The organism is Burkholderia contaminans, from assembly GCF_029633825.1.
GTDB lineage: Bacteria > Pseudomonadota > Gammaproteobacteria > Burkholderiales > Burkholderiaceae > Burkholderia > Burkholderia contaminans.
The window spans coordinates 756,520-772,017 of record NZ_CP090641.1; the positions used below are offsets into that span (position 1 = coordinate 756,520).

A 15,498-nucleotide genomic window follows, 5' to 3' on the forward strand; every position below is an offset into this window, starting at 1 on the left:
TATCGAATCGGAACGCATGGCCACGCACGTGCGCGGAACGAAAAAAGGGGTCATACGGAAGCGGCGGCCGTCGCATGCGTCATCCCGCACCGGTCGCCCATTTCAGCAACTGCGCGACCTCGCGGAAATGTTGCGGCTGGATCGTGCCGTTCTCGGGCGTCGTCTCGTACAGCGCCTGCGCGAGGCCGACGTTCGCGAGCGTCGGGCGCAGTTCGTCGCGCGCGGCACGCACGATCCGCTCGGCCGCGTCGCCCTCGCCGCGCGCGAGCACCCAAGGCAGCGTGCCGATCCCGCCGTAATACAGCGCGACCGCGACGCGCGGCGAGTAGACGACCACCGACGCGTAGCCGATCCGGTCGGACAGCGACGCGAACTGCACTTCGCGCGCGAGCTGCCGGCGCTTCGCCTCGATGTGCGGATCGCCTTCGTCTTCCTTGTGCTCGCGCCGCACTTCGTCGATCGACATTTTCATCTTCTGATTGAATTCGTGCCGCTGGTGCATGATGTCGATCAATGCCATCACGATGTAGATCAGCGCGGCCCAGCCGAACAGCAGCATCAGCAGCTTCACGATCAGCGCGAGGATCGAGATCGGCCGCGTGAAGCCCGACTGCACGGACGGGTCGAGCGACTCGACGATCAGCCAGCCGAGCGTCGCGACGAGCAGCGCCGTCTTCAGCAGCATCTTCGCGAGATTGACGAGGTTGCGCAGCGACCACAGGTTCTTCATCCCCTCGGCCGGGTTGAGCCTCGACAGCTGCGGCACGAGGCGGCTCCACGCCATCACGCCGCCAACCTGCACGAAGCCCGCCAGCAAGCCCGCGAGCAGCCCGGCCGCGACGATCTGCGCGGACAGCGTCGCCCACTCGCGCGCGGCGCCGTCGATCAGCACCGCGATCCGCGCGGACGGGTCGGCCGCGCCGACCGCATCGAACACGAGCCGGAACAGCGCCTGCAGCCGCGCGAACAGTGCGCCGATGCCCACCGCGAGCGCGACGCACACGCCGACGAAGAACGCGGACGAAATCGTCTCCGCGCTCTTCGGCACATCGCCTTTCTCGCGTGCCTCGCGCAAGCGCTTCGCGGTCGGCTTCTGGTCCTTTTCGGCCATCGCGGCTCCGTTGCGCTCACGCGCCGCCGTGCGCGGCGAACAGCGCGCGCAGCAACGCCATCAGCCCGCTGTCGGGGCTCAGCAGCGCATGCAGCGACGCGTACACCACCGGCAGGAACAGCACCATCATCAGCAGCGCGAGCGCGCTCTTCAGCGGCTGCGAGAACACGAAGATGTTGAGCTGCGGCACCGCGCGCCCGACCAGGCCGATACCGAGCTCGACGAGCACCAGCACGATCGTCACCGGCGCGGCGAGCTTCACCATCCATTCGAAGATCGTGTCGGTCTGGCGCACGACGAAGGTCTGCAGCATCGACGAGAAATCGGGGCCGAGCGAGCCGATCGGCCACCACGCATACGACTGCGCGAACAGCTGCACGAGCACCTGCAGCCCGCCCGCGGTGACGAACAGCGCGATCGCGACGAAATTCAGGAATCCCGACGTCGGGCCGCCCTCATGCCCGCCCATCGGATCGAAGAACGCGGCGCTGCCGCTGCCGGTCTGGAAATCGATCAGGTAGCCGACGCCCTGGATCGCGAACAGCACCGCGCTGAACGCGCCCGCGAGCAACATGCCGACCATCGCCTCCTTTGCAACGAGCAGGCACCACATCAGGAACGGCAGCGCGGCCACCTGCGCGGCGTCGATCGCCGGCGCGACGAACGCGGCGATCACGACGGCGACGCCGTTGCGCACGAGCCCCGTGACGATCTGCTCGTTGAATACCGGCACGACGAACATGATCGGCAGCAGGCGCGGCATCACGTAGAGCAGCGGCCGCAGCATGCCCGCGACGTCGTTGAAGCCCGAGGCCGGGTCTAGCATCGGCGCTCCACGGCGGCGGGCAATGCGGCGTCGTGGGGCTCGTCGCCATCGGCGGCGGCCGCTTCGTCCTGGTCGGCCGCATCAGCCTGCCCATCGGCCTGCGCATCTGCCGGCGCCGCGGTCATCGCCGCGTCGAATGCGGCGGCGGCTTCGGGCGGCACCTGTCCGTGGCCGGCAACGTCGGCGGCCGCAGCCGCCCGGGCGCCCGCCGTCGCGAAGCGCCGCACCGCATAGCCGTCCGCGACTTCGTCGGCATCGCGCTCGACCCGCGCGGCGCGCGCATGCAGCGCCTTCTCGCCGGCCTTCCCGAGCTTGTCCTCGGCGGCCTGCGCCTTGCGCGCGGCGCGCTGCAGGTCGGCCAGCGTCGCCTCGTGGCCGCGATGCACGTGCGCGGCCTCGTTCACCGATGCGTTCGCGGTGCCGATATGCCGGTCGAAGGTGCGCGTGTCGGCTGCTGCGTTCTGCAACGCGCGCGCCTCGCGCACGTCGTCGGCGAGGCGCGTCTGGATCGCCGCCTTTGCCGCGACCTGCTGCGCGAGCTGCGCCTGCGCGGCCGCCAGCGCGCGGCGGCTCTGCGCGGCGATGCCCTGCTGGCGCGCGGCCGCGACGCGTGCGATCTGGCTGCGCATCTCGCGCACGCGCTTCAGGCGCGCGAGCGTCGCGAGCACGAGGCGATCGTCGGCTTCAGACATGATCGTTCGCCAGCTTCGTCAGCTTCGCGAGCAGCGTGTCGAAGCGCACGTCCTCGTCCGACGCCTGCGCGCAGAACGCACCGATCGCGTCGCGCGCGCGCAGCGCGAGATCGCCGAGCCGGTCGCTGCCTTCGCGATATTCGCCGATCTGCACGAGCAACTCGATCTCCTGGTACTTCGCAATCAGCTCGCGCACGCGCGCGGCCGCCTGCTGGTGTGCGCGACTCGCGACGAGCGGCATCACGCGCGACAGGCTCGCGAGCACGTCGATCGCCGGATAGCGGTTCGCGAGCGCGATCTTGCGCGACAGCACGATATGGCCGTCGAGGATCGAGCGCACTTCCTCGGCGATCGGGTCCGATTCCTCGTCGCCTTCGACGAGCACCGTGTAGAGCGCGGTGATCGATCCGCGTGCGCCCTGCCCCGCGCGCTCGAGCAGGCGCGGCAGCACCGCGAACGTCGACGGCGGGAAGCTGCGCCGCGTCGGCGGCTCGCCGCTCGCGAGGCCGACCTCGCGCTGCGCGCGGGCGAAGCGCGTGAGCGAATCGACCAGCAGCAGCACGCGCTTGCCCGCATCGCGGAAATGTTCGGCGATCGCGGTGGCGACCAGCGCGGATTTCACGCGCTCCATCGCCGGGCGATCGGATGTCGACACGACGACGATCGAACGCGCGCGCACCTCCGGCGACAGGCTGTGCTCGATGAATTCGCGCACCTCGCGGCCGCGTTCGCCGACCAGCGCGATCACGTTCACGTCGGCCTGCGCGCCGCGCGCGATCATGCCGAGCAGCGTACTCTTGCCGACGCCGGACGGCGCAAAGATGCCGACGCGCTGCCCGATGCCGAGCGTCATCAGGCCGTCGATCATGCGCACGCCGGTCGGAAACGGTGTGTCGATCATCTTGCGCGCGAGCGGATTCGGCGGGTCCTGCTGCGTCGACACCCACGCGGCGCCCGTCACCGGCCCGCGATCGTCGAGCGGCCGGCCGAGCCCGTCGAGCACGCGGCCGAACAGCCCCTCTCCCACCGGAAACACATGCTCGCGCCCGGACGGCACGACGGTCGTCTCGGGCGACAGGCCCGCCACGTCGCCGAGCGGCGTGAGCAACGTCGTCTGCCGCGAGAAGCCGACCACCTCGGCAAGCAGCGTCGGCTGGTTCGGCGTGCGCAGCTCGCAGATTTCGCCGAGCCGCGCGCGGATGCCGGTCGCATTCAGGATCTGCCCGACCGCGTGATTGACGCGGCCCTGCACCGACACCGGCGAGAAGAACGCGAGGCCCGCATCGAGTTCGCCGACGAGGCGGCCGCGATCGAACGGCGCGGCATCGTCGCCGAACGGCTGCGGATCGTCGAGCGGCGCGCTCATCGCGCGGCCCCTTTAAGCGCATCGCGGCGGATCGCCTGGCGCAATGCGTCGATCTGCAGGTCGAGGCTCGCGTCGATGCGCCCGGACGGCGTCTCGACCGTGCACGCGTGGCGTTCGAGCTGCGCGTCCTCGACGATGCGGATCTTCTGCCGGTTCGACTGTCCGGCGAATGCGCCGTCGAGCGCATCGCGCATTTCGTCCTTGCGGCCGGGCGCGATCCGCACGATCAGGAACGCCTCGTCGCGCACGAGCGGCGCGATCCGCGCGAGCGCGGCCTCGTACAGCGTCTTCGTGCTCATCTCGCCGACGATCGCGCGCACGGCCTTCACGACGATATCGGCCATCGCATCCTTCATCGTCTCCATCGTGCGCGCGGCGGCGAGCGCCTGCGTATAGGCCTGCGCGGCCTGCTCGCGCTGCGCGCGGCGCATCCCTTCGTCGTAGCCGGCCGCCTGGCGCTTGTCGAATTCGCGCTGCGCGTCGGCGACGATGCGCGCCGCCTCGTCGCGCGCGGTGGCGATCACCGCGGACGCATCGAGCAGCGCGGCGTATTCGCGCTCCTTGAGCACTTTGCGCTCCGACAGGAGTTGCAGGTTGTCGCTCGTGATCAGAAAAGCCAGTCCCATGACGCAAGCCTCTCGGGAATCAGAAACAGGAACATCAGCTCACCGAACTGGTCGCGCTGCGCGCGGTTCAGCCAGTACGGCGCTTCGTCGTCGATCGCGCGATGAAATTTCAGGCGCGTGCGCCGCGCGACCGCGTCACCCGCCACGCCGATGAAATCCGCCAGCAGCCGCCCGCCGCGCGCGCGAATCACGGCAGGCAACGCGGCGGGATCGGCGCGCCACGGCTCCAGCGTATCGGCGAGCGCGCCGAATTCCGGCGCGCGTTCGAGTGCGAGTTCGAGTGCGTCGGCGCCGAGCTTCGCCGCCACTTCGGCGCGGATGCGCCGCGCGGCCAGCGCGTCGCGCAGCCACGCGCGATGCAGCAGCAGCCCCGCATACGCGGCCAGTTGCTCGAGCGCCGCGCCCGGCAGCAGCGCGAGCCGCGCGCACGGGTTCGCCACGTCGAAGTCGTGCCGGTCGGCCACGCCGTTCAACGCGAGCAGGTGCCGCGCGAGCAGCTTGCGGCCGGCCGCGCCGAACGCATCCGGCGAACGGTAGCGCGCGGGCCAGTCGGCCGGCACGCGCGTCACGTGCAGATAGCGGTCGGGCCGCAGGTTGAAGTCGCAGACGAGCGCATGAAACGCGGCGCGGCGTGCCGCGGGCGGCGGCCCGAGCGGCTGCAGCCACGGCAGCAGCGCCGCATCGGATGCGGCAGGCCCGTCGCCCGGCGGCAGCGCATGCGGCTCGCTCATGCGCCGTCGCGCGCGCCGTCCGGCGTGCGCAGGCCGCCGGCCCCGGTCGCCGCGTGCCCCGCGCGCGGTGCGCCGAGCAGGCCCGCGAGCCGTGCGCCGAACATCCCGCGCCGCGCCGCCGACAGCGCGATCACCGCGCAGGTCAGCAGGATCAACGCGAACACGAGCCAGCCGAGCGGCGAGCGCAGGCGCACGATGTCGGTCATCGCGCTGCCGATGCCGTCCACCCGCGCCGCGCGCGCGGCGGCCGGCTGCAGGAACAGCGACACGTTGTCGTACTGCAGCCCTTCGATGCTGTGCGCGACCAGATCCTTGACCATCGGCGCCATCGCGCGCAGGTCGACGCCGGGCCGGTAGCGGATATACACGGCCGCGGACGACGGCTTGATCTTGTCCGCAAGCGGATCGTTCTCCGGAATCACGACCTGCACGCGTGCGACGACCACGCCCTCGATGTCCTGCAGCGTGCGCGACAGGTCCTGCGACACGCCGTACAGGTAGCGCACGCGTTCCTCGGCCGGCGTCGACACGAGGCCCTGCTTCTGGAACAGCTCGCCGAGGCTCGCGTAGCTCGGCTTCGGCAGCCCGTTCGCCTGCAGCACCGTGAGCGCCGACTGCATGTCGCCGTCCGCGACGCTGACGAGCCACGCGTTGCGGTCCGACGTGTCGCGCGCGTCGTTGTCCTTCGACGCGCTGATGCCCGCGTCGCCGAGCACCGCGACCATCTGGTTCGCATCGCGCTCCGACAGGCCCGAGTACAGCTCCTTCTGGCACCCGGCCAGCAGCACGAGCAGCCCCGCGAGCAGCGCGCGCGCCGCCCGGCTGCGCCACGCATGTGCGCGCGGCGTCGAATCGATCGTCGTCATCGTTGTTCCGCTTCCGTGTGAGCGCGGCCTTGTGCGGCACGCGCGCACGCCATCACTCCTGCGTCTTCAGCACCGTGTGCGTGAAGCCGTTCGCCGCCTGCGCGACCGACAGGCTCAACTGGTATTCCGAAATCGTGGTGGTCGCCGTCCACTGAAAATCCATCGCCTTCACCATCGTCATCATCGGATCGCTGCGGCTGTCGGCCATCGACGTCAGCATCTCGCTGCGATGCTTGTCGATGTTCGCGTACCGCGCGTCGAGATCGTTGCCGTAGGTGCGCAACCGCTCGACGAGCGACGACTGGTTCGCCTGCGCCGGTGTCATCTGCACGGCCGGCGCCGCATCCGCCGGTGCGCGCGACATCGCGACGCCCGACGAAGACGGCGGCGCGGCCGGCGATGCGCCCGGCTGCATCAGCGCATCGAACTGGCGCACCTGCGCCGGATCGGACGTCGAGCCCGTCTGCTGCGCGGCTCCCGCGAGCGCGGCCGCGCCCGGCGGCGCCGCGCCTACGCCTGTCACTGACATGTTCATGCCCTCCTCGAGAAGCGGACGCCGGGCCGGATGATCGGTCGGGCCGGCCCGGAACGGGCCGGCCGGCACGCGCATGGCCGCCGCCGGACGCCATTCGCGGGCGGGCCCGGCACGCGACGTCGCGCGGCGCGGCCGGCGGCCGGCGTCATGCGCGGCCGGCCGAGCTCAGGTGTTGCGCGACCTGGGCGTTCGCCGTCCCCTCCTGCGCGGTCACGGCGTTGCTGGTTTCGAACGTCGCGGTCGACTGCTGGACCTGGAAGTTGATCTTCGTCAGTTCGAGCTGCGTCTTGGTCAGGTCGTCCGCCTGTTGCTGGACCTGGTTCGTGTTGGTTGCACCACCTGCTGCCTGCGTACCCATGTTGCGCTCCTTTACGTGAACTGCATCCACCGGCGACGAGAGCCCCATGCTCCGCCGTCGACGTGAGGCGCCGCAAGTTCGCGACGCCCCGCGTACTGCGCGCACCGCGCGCCGCGCGATGCGCATGACCTGTCGCGGCGCTAGTGCGCCGCGTCCTTCGATGCGCGTGCCGCCGCGGCATCGGCCGCCGCGGCACCGGCCGCCGAACCATCCGTCAACTGCGTCGGCACCGGCTGCGCGATCCCGGCCGCCGCACCGCTCGCGAGCGGCGCCACGGGCGGTGCCGGCACCGGCTCGGGCGCCTTCGCCTGCGGCCCGCCGAGCGGCATCGTGATGTGCTGGCCGTTGCGCTCGAACACGACTTCGTCCGGGCCGATCGACACGACCGTCGCGCCTTCCTTCAGCCGCGCACCTTCGAAATAGCGGCTGCCGTCGGCCGTCTCGATGTAGCGCTGGTCGCCGTCTCCGGCAAACACGGTCGTGATCTCCGGAATCCCGGCCGTCCCGCCCAGCGTCGTCGCCGTGCGCGGTGCGGCCGGATCGGCATCGCGCACGTGATCGACCACTTCGAGCGCCGGTCGCGCGTCCTTCATGTAGTTGCGGATGCGCGGCTCGATCTGCGCGCGCGCGGCCGTGCCGGTCACCTCGATCCGGCCGCGGCCGAGATACGCGACCGTCAGTGCCGTGTCGCTGAAATAGGTCTGCGCGGTCGCGACCAGGTCGCTGACCACATAGATATTGCCGAGCGCCGCGTTGTCGACGCCCGCGACGATCTGCGCGACGCGTTCGCGCGCGGCCGGATCGCTCACGTAGCCCGACACGATCACGCCGTCGTCGCGTGGCGCGACGGCCAGCTCCGGGTACGCGCGCAGCAGTTGCTGCAGCCGGTGCGTGCGCGCGAGCACCGATTCGTGCTGCCACGGCAGGCGCCCCGACCACGTGACGAAGCCGTAGCCGAGCGCGCCGAGCAGCACGCCGAGCCACAGCGCGACCAGCGCGATCACGAGCCGCCGGCCGCCGAGGCGGCGCAGCCCGCCCGCGAGCCAGCCGAGCCACGCGGCCTCGCGCGCGGTGTCCGGCGCGCCGGCTTCATCCGGCAGCGCGACGCTCGCCTGCGCATGCCGCGCGATACCGAGCCGGATCGAGCCGACCGTCACGACGTCCTGCGGCGTCAGCGAGCGGCGGCCCGCGCCGAGCGGCTCGTCGTTGAACAGCACCGGCGCGCCGGCGTCGCCGCCGTGGTTCTGCACGGTCACCGCGAGCGCCCCGACCTGCAGGCACACCTGCTTCGCGCCGATCTCGCGATCGGGCAGGATCACCTCGCAGTCGGCCGCGGTGCCGACCCAGTTCGCGCCGCGCGCGAGCGACATCGTGCGGCCGTACATCGGCCCGCTCAGGAAGCACAGGTTCCACGGCGATGCGGGCGCGGCCGAACCGGTCCCCGCGCCTCCCGCGCCGCCGGGCAATGCGCCGTCGCCGTGCGGATCAATGATGCTCGTCAACATGCGTGGTGGCTCCTGCGGTCGTCGCCGCCGGCCGCGCCGCCGAATCGGACGGCGGCGGCAACGCGGGCGGCCCGAACTTCGTGCCGGGCAGCGGCTTCGGCGTCAGCGGCACCGCGACGTCGTTGTCCGGCGGGCGGTACATCGACATCCCTTCCGGGTTGGCCGGCCCGTCGGCGCCCGGGTTCACGGGCGAGCCGTCGGGCGCATACATCGACGCGGTCGTCACCACGCGCGGCGTCAACAGGTAGAACCGCTCCATGTGGTTGCCCGACTTGTCGGTGTACTTGAACAGGTTGCCGATCAGCGGAATGTCGGACAGCCAGGGCACGCCGCTCTTGTTCAGCCTGACCTCGTCGTCGTTGAAACCCGCGATCAGCAGGCTCTTGCCTTCGTCGATCATCGTCTTGGTGACGATGTTGCGCTGCTGGATCACCGGCACGTTCGACACGGCCTGCCCCGGCACGATGTTGCCGTCCTGGATGTCGATCGACATCATCACGCTCTGCGGGTTGCCGGACACGGCCGCCGCGTTGCGGATCGCCTCGTCGACGATCATCGGCGTCACCTTGATGCTGGTGCCGGTCGTCACGCTGTACAGCGACGAATCCTGGTAGCCGGGCACCTGCACGTAGAACTGCGTGAGGTTCTCGAGGATCGCCTCGGTGTTGTCGAGCGCGAGCACCTTCGGCTTCGATCGCAGTTGCGCCTGCCCTTTCTGCGCGAGCGCGTTCACGCGCGTGAGCAGGTAGTTGCGCAGCGACCCGCCGATCGACGCGGTCAGCGCGATGCCGGTCGGCATGAAGGTGCCCGTCTGCCCGGTTTCCGACGTGCCGATCCCGAACGTCAGCGGCGGATTGCCGGTGCCGTTGTACTGCGTGTTGCCGTTCAGCGGGTTCTGGCCGTTGCCGATCTGCACGTCGCCGTGCGTCGTGTGCAGGCGCCAGTCGATCCCGAGGCTGTCGAGCGAATCCTCGTTGATGTCGATGATCGTCACGTTGATCTCGACGATGCGCGGCCGCTCGTCGAGCTGGTTGATCAGCGACTGGTAGCGGTACATGTTCTCCGGCAGGTCGCGCACGATCACCGCGTTGATCGCCGGGTCGGCGACGATCTGCGGCAGCGTGTCGCCGCCGCTGTTCGAGAACGGCGAGAACCCGCTGCCCGTGCTGCCGTCCGCACCGCCATAGCCGCCCTGGCGCGGGCCGCCGGAGATATCGGGGAAGTCGAGCCGCGGCACCGCGATCGTCAGCCCGGAGCCGAGCTTCACCTGGCGCGCCGCCTGCCCGAGCGACGGGTTCGACGGCGCCGCGGTCGTGTCGCCCACCTTGCCGAACAGCCGCCGCAGGATCGTCGCCACGCCCGGCACCGTCACTTCCTTGCCCGAGCGGTTGATCGTGAAATCCGACGCCCAGCCGTACTTGAGCCGGAACGCGCGGATATCCGCATGCGCGCCGTTCGCCGACGGATCGCCCACCGAGCCCACCGCCTGCCGCACGAGTTCGACATAGCGGCGCGGGCCGGCCACGTACACGCTGTTCGCGCGGTCGTTGATCACCAGCGTGTAGCGCTTGTCGGGGATCTGCATCGCCTGCAGCGCGCGGCCGATTTCACCGGAGGCATTCGGCGGAATCGGGATCATCTGCGTCTGCGACTGGTCGGCCGGATCGACGTACAGGAACGAACCGTCGTAGTACCAGGTCAGGCCGTAGGTCGAGCAGATCGTGTCGAGCGTCTGCTGCGGCGTACCCGAGAAGCGGCCGCTGATCACGCCGTCGACCTTCGGGTCGACCACCGCCGTCACGCCCTGCGACGACGCGAGCTCGCGGATGAAGTCGCCGATCTTCTTGCCGTTCGCGACGATCGTGAACGGCTTGTTGCGCCAGCGCAGGTCCGCGGCGCGCGCAGGCTGCGCGGGCGCCATGCACAGCGAGGCCGCGAGCAGCGCGGTCGCGCACACGGCAAGCGCGGCCCGTTGCAGGCTGCGCGGTTGAAACCGGATCGAGGCGACGCGTCGACGCATCAAAGGACTCCTGTGGAAGAAACGAACATGCGTTCCAGCGCCTGCTGCGCGAAGCGCAGCACTTCGCCGCCGAGCCAGCCCGACAGCAGCACGAGCGCGACCATCACGGCGATCAGCCGCACCGCGATGCCGATATTGGCGTCCTGCACCTGCGTGACGGCCTGCAGGATCGCGACGACGAGGCCGGTCACGGTGGCGATCAGCACGATCGGCAGCGACAGCAGCAGCACGAGCATCAGCGCCTGGCGCGTCAGGTCGAGGATCGTCGAACTCGTCATTGCACGGCTCCCGGCACGCGCACGTCGGCGCCCGCGCCGACCGTCCCGTCGTCCGGCGGGTTCTTGACCCAGCCGACCGTGTGCAACTGCACGTCCTCCTCGACTTCCTGGTACGACAGCACCGCGAGGTCGGGCAGCACCGGTTGCAGGATCGTCTTCACGTAGCGGCGCGCGCCGAGCGCGACCATCACCGCGAGCCGCGCGGCGCCCTGCGCCGTGCCGTGGCCGCCGGGGCCGGCCGCCTGCGCGGCCTGCACGATCGCGCGCACCTGCTCGCCGATGTCCTGCTTGACCGCGCTCGACAGCGCGAGGAAATTGCCCTGCTTCGTGCGCATCACCGCACGCTCGATCCGCTCCTGCAGGTTCTGCTCGAACAGCACGACCCGCAGCTGGCGCGTCGTGCCCGCGTGGCGGTCGGTGATCATCCGGCGCAGGTCGACACGCACGAGCTCGACCAGGGCGATCACGTCGTCGGGTTCGTTCGGCGCCCAGGTGATCAGGCTCTCGAAGATCACGCGCAGATTGCGGATCGGCACCTGTTCCGCCAGCAGCCGGCGCAACACTTCGGTCACGCGCTGCAGCGGCACGAGCCGCGTCAGTTCGCCGACGAGCTCCGGATGGTCGCGGCGCACCAGGTGCACGAGCGCCTGCGTCTCCTGGATGCCGAGCAATTCGTCCGCGTGCTGGCGCACGATCTGCTCGACGTGTGCGGCGAGCGCGCTTTCGCTCGACAGCCACTTGCCGTCGGGCGCAGCGCCGTCGGGCTTGATCCACAGCGCGGTCGCGAACGGGCCGAACGCTTCGGCCGGCTGGCGCTCCGCGCGCTCGGGCAGCGGCGCGACGCCGTCCCACAGCAGCCAGCCCGGCTTCAGCGCGCCTTGCGCGGCGAGCACGTCCTGCAGGTAGATCCGGTACGTGCCGGCCGCCGCGCCTTCGTCGTCGTTCAGCGTGATGCGCGGGAACACCGTGCCGATGTCCGCGTCCACGCGCGCCTTCGCGCTCGACAGAGCAGCCTGCAGGTGCGCGAGGTTCAGGTTCGTGCGCAGGTCGTCGGACAGCGACACCGCGATCAGCGACGTGACGCCGGCCGCATGCGACACCTTCGCGGGCTGGCCGTCGTCGGCCGCGCCGGCGCGCCCCGCGACATGGATCAGGTTGAAGCTCGGCGCGGCCGTCTTGCGCCTGAGCTGCGAGAACGCGAACGCGCCGAGGCCGAGCGCGATCAGCGCGAACGACCATTTCGGGAAACCGGGCACGACGAGGAAGCCGCTCAGCACGAACGCCGCGATCAGCAATGCGCGCGGATGCGCGCCCAGCTGCTCGCCGAGCTGTTCGCCGAGCTGGCGCTGCCGCGCATCGCGCGTCGCGACGCGCGTCGTGACGATGCCGGCCGCGATCGACACGAGCAGCGACGGGATCTGCGACGCCATCCCGTCGCCGACCGTCAGGATCGCGTAACGTTGCAGCGCCTCGCCGATATCCATCCCGTGCATCAGCGTGCCGACCGCGATCCCCGCGACGATGTTGATGAAGGCGATCACGAGGCCCGCGATCGCGTCGCCCTTCACGAACTTCATCGCACCGTCCATCGCGCCGTGCATCTGCGATTCCTGCTCGAGCTTCTCGCGGCGTTCGCGCGCTTCGTCGGCGCTGATGATGCCCGCGCGCAGGTCCGCGTCGATGCTCATCTGCTTGCCCGGCATCGCATCGAGCGAGAAGCGCGCGCCGACCTCGGCCACGCGCTCCGACCCTTTCGCGATCACGATGAACTGCACGACGGCGATCACGAGGAACACCACGCCGCCCACCACGACGTTGTTGCCGACCACGAGCCGCCCGAACGCGTCGATCACGTGACCCGCGTTCGCGTGCAGCAGGATCAGCTTGCACGAAGCGATGTTCAGCGCGAGCCGGAACAGCGTCGTAAACAGCAGCAACGCGGGAAACGACGAGAAGCTGACCGCCGACGGCACATAGGTCGACACCGTCAGCAACACGACGCTCGCGGCGAGATTCAGCGAGATCATGCCGTCGAGCGCGGCCTGCGGCAGCGGCAGGATGAACAGCGCGACGACGGCAACGATGAACGTCGCGAGGAACAGGTCGGCGCGCGGCGACGCGCCCCCGAGGCGCCGTCCGGACACGCCGCGGCTAGCGGAAAACAACCGCTGCCAGTCGCGGGGGAGCGCCTTCGGTTCTGCCATCGTGCCGTCGTCCTGTCGTTCTTGCCGGCTCGCACGGGCCACCCTGCCCCATGTCGCACGGACCGTTGAATGGGACGAGTGTAGCGACGGGGAACGACGGAAAAAGGGAGGCGCCTCGTAGCGTGAAAGCGCGTTTTCCGGCGGCGATCGAATCGGACTACGAAACCCGGCGGCGCGTGTCGGCACGCGCCGCCGGAACCGCTTCCATCGCGCGCCGGGCCGCCGGCGCGCGCGTCACGCGGACGTCAGATCGGACGGCAGGCGCCGCGCGGCGAGGTACGCGAGCTGCGCGCGGTTCTGCACGTTGAAGAGCTTTTCGAGCGAGCGGATGTGGTGACCGACCTTGTGCAGCGACGTGCGCAGCGCGCTCGCGATCTCCTGGTCGGACAGCCCGTGCACGAGCCGGTCGAGCACCTGCTGCTGCTCGTCGCCGAGCGCGAAGCCGCGCATGCGCGCGATGCGCGCCTCGAGGAACGGCAGCGCGACGCGATGCACGGCGAGGCTCACCGACAGCGCGCCGCCGATCACGCGATCGTCGATCCAGTCGGTGCCGTGCGTCTCCGACGTCACGTTCACCGCGACACGCAGGTCGAGGCGCGGCGCCGACAGGCCGAAGATCACGCCGCTGTTCATCGCGTGCGCGCGCAGATGGCCAGCAAGCGCCAGCACCTTGCGGTCGCCGCTGCCCTGCGCGGCCGCCTCGATCTCGTCGAGCCGCCACGCGACCGGAAAGCCGCTCTGCCGCACCTGCGCGAACCGCGGGTCGCTTTCGTAGAGCATGCCTTCGATGAACGGCTGCATGAACGTCGCGGGAGCGAGATCGCGCAACAGGTGCGCGCACAGGATGCGCCGCCCGATCATTTCATACGCACCGTAACCGAGCGTGCTGAATCCGATTTGCCGCAATCGCGCATGGCATTGCGCGAAATCGACCGGTGCGAAGTCGGATTTACCGGGCGCAATTGAGATGCCGGTAAAAAAGTCGCGTTCGATTGCCTGATATTCGCTCGAATAAGCGGCAGCCGCCGTTATATCGGCTTGTGAGAACCATTCGACGCGTGGTGCGCCGTCAGCATGTGTCATGAGGAGCCCGCCCTTTCCCAATATGTGAAACTGCGCCCCGTCACGATCTGGTCTTTTCTTTATGATTTTCTGGTCGTCGTTATATGCGTGCGAGTATGGATCTTTCGCCGCCATTCGTATTACGGCATATTACGCAGATACGAGCATTTTTGTACAATGCCCCCGCGTTTCGTCAGGGATGACGATCGGCGCATATCAAAACGATGCTCGATCGCACCGCCGTGAATGCCGTACACGATACGGCCGCCGCCAGGCGATGCGCGTCGATTCCGAGGGATGGCTCATGTCCGATATTGCATTGCATGAAGAAGCGGTCGCCTCCACCATGTCCCGCCCGTCGCGTGGGTTGAACGCATGCGCGGATGCGCTGCGGGAGCGCGCCGTGCAGGTCGTCTGGTGCGACGACGTGAAACGCGGCGACGTCGCGCAGCCGCACGCGCCGAAGCTCGGCGTCGCCGATACGCTCGCGCACGCGCAAAGCACGGCCGAGCGCAACCGGATCGTCACGAGCCTGCTGCATCTGACGGGCTTCTCGACGTTCGCGTACTTCGCGCTCGAATTCGCGCGCGAGCGGGTCGAAAGCCTGTACCTGCACGAAGCGTTCACACCGGCCACCTATCGCGGCGACTACGTGCGGCACCACCACCACGACATCGATCCGCGCACGCTCGGCGCACGCGTCTGCAACATGCCGATCGTGTGGGACCTGCAGCAGTTGCGTCGCGAACACCGCGAGCGCGACGACGGCCCGCGCGTGACGCCGGCCGCGCTCGACGGCTTCCTGCAGACGATGCAGGACGACGGGATGTGCAGCGGCATCATGTATTCGATGGCCGTGCCCGGCACGCGGCTGCATGCGTTCATGAGCTTCACCGCGCCGCGCCGCACGCGCGAATGGATCACGCCGGCGACGATCGAGCAGGCACTGTCGATCGGGCTGTCGGTGCACAAGTTCGCGTCGCCGCAACTGATCTCCACGTCGCGCGAGCGCGCTGTGAACGGGCTCACGCCGTTCGAGCAGGAACTGCTGCTCGGCATCGCCGAAGGCGCCTCCGACAAGGAGATCGGCCGGCGCCTCGACACGAGCGCACACAACGTCGACTATCACCTGCGCAAGCTGCGCAAGCGCTTCGGCGTCGCGAACCGGATCCAGCTCACGTACCTGACGTCGAAGCTCGAGCTGATCTGACGGCCGCGCAACGCGTGCGGCGTGCCGCAAGCCGACGCGTAAACGCACATGCCGGCCACGGAGGCCGGCATGTGCGGGTTGCGGCGCGGTGCCGGGTCCGGCGCCGCT

The 15,498-nt window shown here is 69.8% G+C and carries 15 protein-coding genes; 1 reads left to right on the forward strand and 14 read right to left on the reverse strand.

The genetic code is table 11. The features are described from left to right. Positions 1 to 79: 79 nt before the first annotated feature. The 14 genes from LXE91_RS21085 to LXE91_RS21150 form a co-directional block, all read right to left on the reverse strand. Entirely contained in the window at positions 80 to 1,111 is a 1,032-nt protein-coding gene (locus LXE91_RS21085; RefSeq protein WP_039360884.1) for an EscU/YscU/HrcU family type III secretion system export apparatus switch protein, read from the reverse strand. A gap of 16 nt (positions 1,112 to 1,127) precedes the next feature. Next, a complete protein-coding gene (gene sctT, locus LXE91_RS21090) occupies positions 1,128 to 1,937 on the reverse strand; it encodes a type III secretion system export apparatus subunit SctT (RefSeq protein ID WP_039360882.1) in 810 nt (269 codons plus the stop codon). Continuing rightward, the gene (locus tag LXE91_RS21095; RefSeq protein ID WP_278068166.1) at positions 1,931 to 2,629 is read right to left on the reverse strand and encodes a hypothetical protein; all 699 of its coding nucleotides are present in this window, start codon (positions 2,627 to 2,629) and stop codon (positions 1,931 to 1,933) included. Before LXE91_RS21095 ends, sctT begins: the two co-directional genes overlap by 7 nt. Next, complete coding sequence (gene sctN, locus LXE91_RS21100) at positions 2,622 to 3,995, reverse strand: type III secretion system ATPase SctN (RefSeq protein ID WP_039360877.1); 1,374 nt, start codon at positions 3,993 to 3,995, stop codon at positions 2,622 to 2,624. Before sctN ends, LXE91_RS21095 begins: the two co-directional genes overlap by 8 nt. Further along, on the reverse strand, positions 3,992 to 4,621 hold the full coding sequence (gene sctL / locus LXE91_RS21105; RefSeq protein WP_039360873.1) for a type III secretion system stator protein SctL: 630 nt from the start codon (positions 4,619 to 4,621) through the stop codon (positions 3,992 to 3,994). Before sctL ends, sctN begins: the two co-directional genes overlap by 4 nt. After that, on the reverse strand, positions 4,603 to 5,352 hold the full coding sequence (locus LXE91_RS21110; protein ID WP_039360870.1) for a SctK family type III secretion system sorting platform protein: 750 nt from the start codon (positions 5,350 to 5,352) through the stop codon (positions 4,603 to 4,605). The genes sctL and LXE91_RS21110 overlap by 19 nt, the downstream gene beginning before the upstream one ends. Beyond that, complete coding sequence (gene sctJ, locus LXE91_RS21115) at positions 5,349 to 6,218, reverse strand: type III secretion system inner membrane ring lipoprotein SctJ (RefSeq protein WP_039360868.1); 870 nt, start codon at positions 6,216 to 6,218, stop codon at positions 5,349 to 5,351. Before sctJ ends, LXE91_RS21110 begins: the two co-directional genes overlap by 4 nt. Before the next feature lie 52 nt (positions 6,219 to 6,270). Further along, the gene (locus LXE91_RS21120; protein WP_039361030.1) at positions 6,271 to 6,747 is read right to left on the reverse strand and encodes a hypothetical protein; all 477 of its coding nucleotides are present in this window, start codon (positions 6,745 to 6,747) and stop codon (positions 6,271 to 6,273) included. Positions 6,748 to 6,898: 151 nt separating this feature from the next. Then, positions 6,899 to 7,111: a hypothetical protein gene (locus LXE91_RS21125; RefSeq protein WP_034180511.1), complete on the reverse strand. Its 213-nt coding sequence runs from the start codon at positions 7,109 to 7,111 to the stop codon at positions 6,899 to 6,901. 140 nt (positions 7,112 to 7,251) lie between these two features. Beyond that, positions 7,252 to 8,616, reverse strand: coding sequence for a type III secretion system inner membrane ring subunit SctD (gene sctD, locus LXE91_RS21130; protein ID WP_039360866.1), 1,365 nt, complete (start codon positions 8,614 to 8,616; stop codon positions 7,252 to 7,254). Next, positions 8,597 to 10,636, reverse strand: coding sequence for a type III secretion system outer membrane ring subunit SctC (gene sctC / locus LXE91_RS21135; protein ID WP_039360865.1), 2,040 nt, complete (start codon positions 10,634 to 10,636; stop codon positions 8,597 to 8,599). The genes sctD and sctC overlap by 20 nt, the downstream gene beginning before the upstream one ends. Next, the gene (gene sctS, locus LXE91_RS21140) at positions 10,636 to 10,914 is read right to left on the reverse strand and encodes a type III secretion system export apparatus subunit SctS (protein ID WP_006480854.1); all 279 of its coding nucleotides are present in this window, start codon (positions 10,912 to 10,914) and stop codon (positions 10,636 to 10,638) included. Before sctS ends, sctC begins: the two co-directional genes overlap by 1 nt. Next, positions 10,911 to 13,118 carry a type III secretion system export apparatus subunit SctV gene (sctV, locus tag LXE91_RS21145; protein ID WP_039360864.1) on the reverse strand — a complete coding sequence of 736 codons (2,208 nt, stop codon included), beginning with the start codon at positions 13,116 to 13,118 and terminating at the stop codon, positions 10,911 to 10,913. Before sctV ends, sctS begins: the two co-directional genes overlap by 4 nt. 234 nt (positions 13,119 to 13,352) lie before the next feature. Further along, positions 13,353 to 14,201 (reverse strand): helix-turn-helix transcriptional regulator, encoded by an 849-nt coding sequence (locus tag LXE91_RS21150; RefSeq protein WP_039360863.1) that lies wholly within the window; start codon positions 14,199 to 14,201, stop codon positions 13,353 to 13,355. Positions 14,202 to 14,484: 283 nt separating this feature from the next. Between LXE91_RS21150 and LXE91_RS21155 the strand changes: the two genes are divergently transcribed. After that, positions 14,485 to 15,390: a helix-turn-helix transcriptional regulator gene (locus tag LXE91_RS21155; protein ID WP_039361024.1), complete on the forward strand. Its 906-nt coding sequence runs from the start codon at positions 14,485 to 14,487 to the stop codon at positions 15,388 to 15,390. Positions 15,391 to 15,498 lie beyond the last annotated feature (108 nt).